The organism is Myxococcus dinghuensis (genome assembly GCF_024198235.1).
Lineage (GTDB): Bacteria > Myxococcota > Myxococcia > Myxococcales > Myxococcaceae > Myxococcus > Myxococcus dinghuensis.
The window spans coordinates 1-4,828 of record NZ_JAKCFB010000092.1 but is presented as its reverse complement, the minus strand read 5'-3'; the positions used below and the strand labels follow the sequence as shown (position 1 = coordinate 4,828).

4 protein-coding genes are annotated in these 4,828 nt (G+C 75.5%); all 4 read right to left on the bottom strand.

The window, feature by feature from the left end; translation table 11 throughout:
* The coding region (locus LZ198_RS42430; RefSeq protein ID WP_253977874.1) for a serine/threonine-protein kinase at nucleotides 1-1,429 on the bottom strand (1,429 nt) is incomplete at its 3' end.
* 141 nt (nucleotides 1,430-1,570) lie between these two features.
* The gene (locus LZ198_RS42425) at nucleotides 1,571-3,265 is read right to left on the bottom strand and encodes a hypothetical protein (RefSeq protein WP_253977873.1); all 1,695 of its coding nucleotides are present in this window, start codon (nucleotides 3,263-3,265) and stop codon (nucleotides 1,571-1,573) included.
* A 14-nt stretch (nucleotides 3,266-3,279) separates the two neighbouring features.
* On the bottom strand, nucleotides 3,280-4,233 hold the full coding sequence (locus tag LZ198_RS42420) for a hypothetical protein (protein ID WP_253977872.1): 954 nt from the start codon (nucleotides 4,231-4,233) through the stop codon (nucleotides 3,280-3,282).
* A gap of 156 nt (nucleotides 4,234-4,389) precedes the next feature.
* Nucleotides 4,390-4,650 carry a hypothetical protein gene (locus LZ198_RS42415; RefSeq protein WP_253977871.1) on the bottom strand — a complete coding sequence of 87 codons (261 nt, stop codon included), beginning with the start codon at nucleotides 4,648-4,650 and terminating at the stop codon, nucleotides 4,390-4,392.
* Nucleotides 4,651-4,828: the final 178 nt, after the last annotated feature.

Sequence of the window (4,828 nt, the reverse complement as noted above, 5' to 3'; positions counted from 1 at the left end):
CCGGCTCCGCGCCGTTGGCCACCGGCGCCACGGCGACCGGCTCGACGGCCTGCGCGCCCTCGGCGGCGGGCGGCGGGACGTGGGCGACGGGGGCGGGCTCCGCGGCGGGGCGGGGCGGGGTGAGGGGGACGGACTGGGCCGGCTCGCGCAGGACGAGCGCGGCGCCCACGGCGAGCAGCACGGTGGCCGAGCCGATCGCCACCACGACGGGCAGCCGCTTGCGGCGGGGGACCTCCACGTTCCGGGTCAGCCGGGCGGCGGACGCGGCCTGCGCGGCGCTCAGCTCGATGGGCGCCACGGGCGTGGTGGGCCGGCGCGAGTCCGCGTCGTCCCGGGACACGGGGTGCTCCGGGCTGGGCGCGAGCGCGCTGGGGTTGGAGCGCGTGGCCCGGAGTGAGCGCCGCAGCTTGGTGAGCTGCTGCCTCAGGTCGTCCGCCTTGTTGGGGCGCGTCTCCGGGTCCTTGGTGAGCATCTGCAGGATGAACGCGTCCAGCGCCGGCGGCAGGTCTGGAACGAACTCCGAGGGGCGGGGGGGCCGCGCCTCGACGTGCTTCATCAGCAGGTCCACCGGCGAGCTGCCCGTGAAGGGCAGCCGGCCCGTCACGATTTCGAAGGACACCACGCCCAGCGCGTACAGGTCCGTCATCGGCCCGACTTCCTGGCCGCGCGCCTGCTCCGGCGCCATGTACTCCGGCGTGCCCACCACCATGTCCGTGCGCGTCTGCGCGGTGCGGCCGGTGGGGCCCTGGCCGCGCTTGGCGAGCCCGAAGTCCAGCACCTTCACGTAGCGCGAGCCGTCCGGCTGACGCACCAGGAAGATGTTGCTCGGCTTGAGGTCGCGGTGCACCACGCCCGCGCCGTGCGCGGCGGCCAGCGCGGCCAGCACCTCGTCGAGGATGGACAGCGCCTCCGGCACCGGCAGCCGCACCTTCTCCGCCAGCACCGCGTCGAGCGCCTGGCCCTCCAGGAACTCCATGACGATGTACTGCCGGCCGTCGGGCACCTGCCCGAAGCCGAAGATGTCGATGATGCCGCGGTGGCGGATGGCGTTGACCGCGCGCGCCTCCGCCAGCAGTCGCTCCACCTGCTCCGTGGAGTGCGCCAGCTCCGGACGCAGCACCTTCACCGCCACGCGCTTGCCGATGAGCGGCTGGATGCCCTCGTACACCAGGCCCATGCCACCCACGCCCACGCGGGAGCGCAGCTCGTACTCGCCAAGCTTCAGGCCGATGAGCGGATCCCTCGTGGCCTCCGCTCCGGCGTCCAGGGAGCTGTGCACGACGACCTTCGGCTCGGACGTGGCCGGCGGTGACGGCGCCGCCGGTGGGACTTGGAAGGAGGTGAGCGCCACGGTGCCGTCCCTTGGGCACACACCCGTGTCACCAGGGACGGGAAGACCACAGGTCTCGCAGATCAGCTCGGAACCCATCTCAGGCCAGGAGGAACTCAGCGTACCAGGAGGAGGGACATGTGGCGATGAGACGACGGCTGGATGCCCGCCGAGCGGTCGTCCGCCACACACCCGGCGGCGGACGCCCGACCACAACGGTCGGGCACCCAACGGACCCCGTCAGGGGACATTCGGACAATCGAGCACCGCGTGTGACACCCCTGGCACGCCGCCGTCCTCGCCACCCGAGGCAGGCGCGGACTCCAGCGTGACGCCGGCGTCGCCGGCCAGCGCCACCGTGGCGTTGGGCCCGCACCACAGGGCCACCGACGGGCCGGCGATGCCCAGGCCACCCGCGCCGCCAGGGCCGCCCGCGCCACCCGCGCCACCCTCGGCGCCTTCGCCCCCTCGCGAGTAGTAGAACCGGGGCGGGACCGAGACCGTGCCTGCGAGCGCGATGCCGCGGCCGCCACCCGCACCACCCCTGCCGCCCTCGCCGCCCGCGCCACCCGCGCCGCCCCGCCCGCCCGCCTGTGCCCGCAGGCGCGTGTCCGCGTCCACGGTCACGTGGGAGTCGAACAGCAGCAGCGCGATGGAGGCGCCACCGCCGCCACCGCCCTTGCCTCCCGTTCCTCCACACCCGCCACCGCCACCGCCCCCTCCGCCGCCTCCGGCGACCTTGGTGAACTGGGGGTCGATGCATGCACCCCCGCCACCCCCGCCACCACCGCCCGTGCCCGGGGCGCCGGGCTTTCCATCCGCTCCACTCTGCGGGGCCGACACCCGCCACATTCCCGCCACGAGTTCTCCGAGGGGGGCCGTGCCCGAGGGACCATCGTCGCCCTTCTGTCCGGGCGTCCCGCCATCTCCGCGCGAGCCTTCGCGGCCCTCGCAGTCGAACTCGCTCGTCGACAGCGGCATGATGACTCCCGCGTCGCCACCGCGGCCTCCCAGCCCTCCGAGCACGGGGAGGCCGGACGCCGTGTCCGGCAGGCCCATGGCGCCATCCTCTCCCTTCGCGGGAGACGTGCCGTCGGCCGTGGCGCCCTGACCTCCCTTGCCACCCGAGACATCCGTGCCGTCCGGACAGACGCTGTTGCCACGAGGTCCTCCCGACCCCGCGACGCCACCGTCGAGCGCGGTGGTCCCGGTGGAGCCCACGCCGCCATCCGCGCCGGTCGCGCCGCGGCTCCCCTCGGAGCCCGGGGCGCCCAGGCCCGCCTCCAGCGTGGCGTGGCGCACGCGCACGTCGAGCGAGCCGATGACGCGCATCGCGATGGACGGCTCGCCGTGCTCCACGCCGTTGGCCGCGCGGATGTGGACGTACTCGAGCACCACGCCCGCGTCGGCCAGGTCCTGCACGGCGAGGCCCGGCGCGCGCTCCTGCAACACGGCGATGCGGTCCGCCGAGCGCGTCCAGTTGCCCGCCACGCCCGAATAGCCGCCGTGCAGCGACACCGGCACGTCGACCACCAGGCCCGACTCCGTGTACTCGCCGCCCGCGAGGAACAGGCGGCGCTTGGTGTCGGTGCCCTGCTCGCGCACCAGCTCCAGGGCCCGTCGCACGCTGCGCACCGGCTTGCGGGGGGTGCCGTCGCCGGTGAGGTCGTCGCCGGCGGACGGGTCGACGAAGACGGCCTCCTTCGCCTGTCCGTCCACGCCGTCGCAGTCGTCGTCGAGGAACTGGTCGTCCGGCGGGTCCTCGCTGGAGCGGGGGATGCAGCCGCCGTCAGGGGGCGGGCCGCCATCCTCGGGCTCGCACCGGCCCTCCGCCTGGCAGCGCTTCTGCGCGGCGTCGAAGTCGAAGCAACCCCCGGCGATGAGCACCGCCGCGAGGGTGGCGCCCACCGCGCCGAGCGTCCAGGTCTTCCTCATGGGTCTCCTCGAGGTCACGGCAACGTCCCCGACACGCCCACCATGCCCCCTCCGGGGATGGCCGCGGCGGAGGGTTGCACGCGCGCCGGAGCGTCGTCCGGCCACAGGAACATCACCGCGCCGGCGACGAGCCCCGCGGCCCCCAGCCCGAACGCCACGCGGCTCACCGTCTGCGCGTTGCGTCCCTGCGACGCCAGCGCGCTCGCGTCGCGCAGGGGCGCGTCCACGCTACCGCCCGTGTCCAGCGTGTCGAAGCGGTCCTTCGCCTTCAGGTAGAACACCGTCCCCACCCCCGCCAGCGCCACGCCGCCGGCCGCGGGCAGCCAGGCCCACCGACGCGCCGACGACGACTTCACCTGTCCGGTCTCCACCGACGTCGGCTCGACGACGGCGGGCGCGGTGGAGGGCGCGGGCTCCGTGGCGGGCGCGGCGGCCACCCGCGTGGGCGGCGGCACGTCCGCCATGGGCACCGACGGCGGCGGCCCGCGCAGGGCGCGCAGCGTCCGGGGCACCACCGCGTCGAGCGCCTGGGTGAGCGCGTCCAGCAACTGCTCCTCGGGGACGCCGGGGGTGAGCTGCTCGGTGATGAGCGCGCCGTCCTGGGCGCCGTAGACGCGGGCGCCCACGCGGTAGCCGCTGTCGAACTGGCCCAGCTCCGCGACGAGCACCACCTCCGTCTTGCCGGCCGCGCCGAGCTGCTGGATGCAACTGGGCTCCGTGCGGTGGCAGCGCAGGAGCGCGCGGCGCTTCGCCGCGGCCAGCTTGCGCGTCACGGTCTCGATGCGGATGACGCGCAGGCCCCGGGACTCGAGCTGCTCGGCCACGTGCTCCTGGGCGAACTCGACGACGTGGGCCGGGGCACCCGCCGCGTCGGGCGGGGCGACCAGCACCGTGAGAGGCCCCTGTGGCTGTGGAGCGGCGGGCGCCTGGGCGGCCACGGAGAGCACGACGAACAGGGAGATCAACACGGCGGCCACTTTCCCCCCGACACGACCTCCTCGCAAGGCCGGGAATCAGGGGCTTCTCACCTGGGGTCGCGCCGGTTTCGCTCGGGGCGCGTGCGGTGGGAGCTGTCCCCACCGACTGGAGCGCGAGTCGGACGTCGGGTCCAAGTCGTCCGATGCTCAGCGTCGGGGTCGCTCGGGCGCGGCGCGGATCTGCGTCTTCTCGCCGCCGCCACCGGCCTCCGCGTCCCCCTCGCCGTCCTCCGCGCCTTCGTCGGAGGTGGCGGGACGACTCGACAGGTTGGGGGGAGGCCGGCGCGCGGGCATGGCCGGGCGGGCCCCGGCGGCGGGCGTCGACGGCCTCGAGGGCGGCGTCCCCGGAGCCGGCCGGCGCGGCGGCGGGCGGGTGGCGTCGGAGAGCAGGTCCGCGTCGACCTCCACCTTGGACTCGGAGGGGGCCGCGTTGTGGGTGACCTCCGAGGGCGGATTGTTGAAGGGGGTGCGGGTGGGCGGCGGCGTCTTGTCGTCGTCCGAGTCGGCCGGCGGCGGGCGCGGCGGCGGGGTGGGGCGCGCGGCGGCCGCGGGCGCGGGCGTGGCCCTTCGCGGTCACCATCTTCCA

Excerpts from the sequence above, each read along its gene's own strand:
- LZ198_RS42425 (WP_253977873.1), bottom strand. The coding sequence starts at position 3,265 with ATGAGGAAGACCTGGACGCTCGGCGCGGTGGGCGCCACCCTCGCGGCG.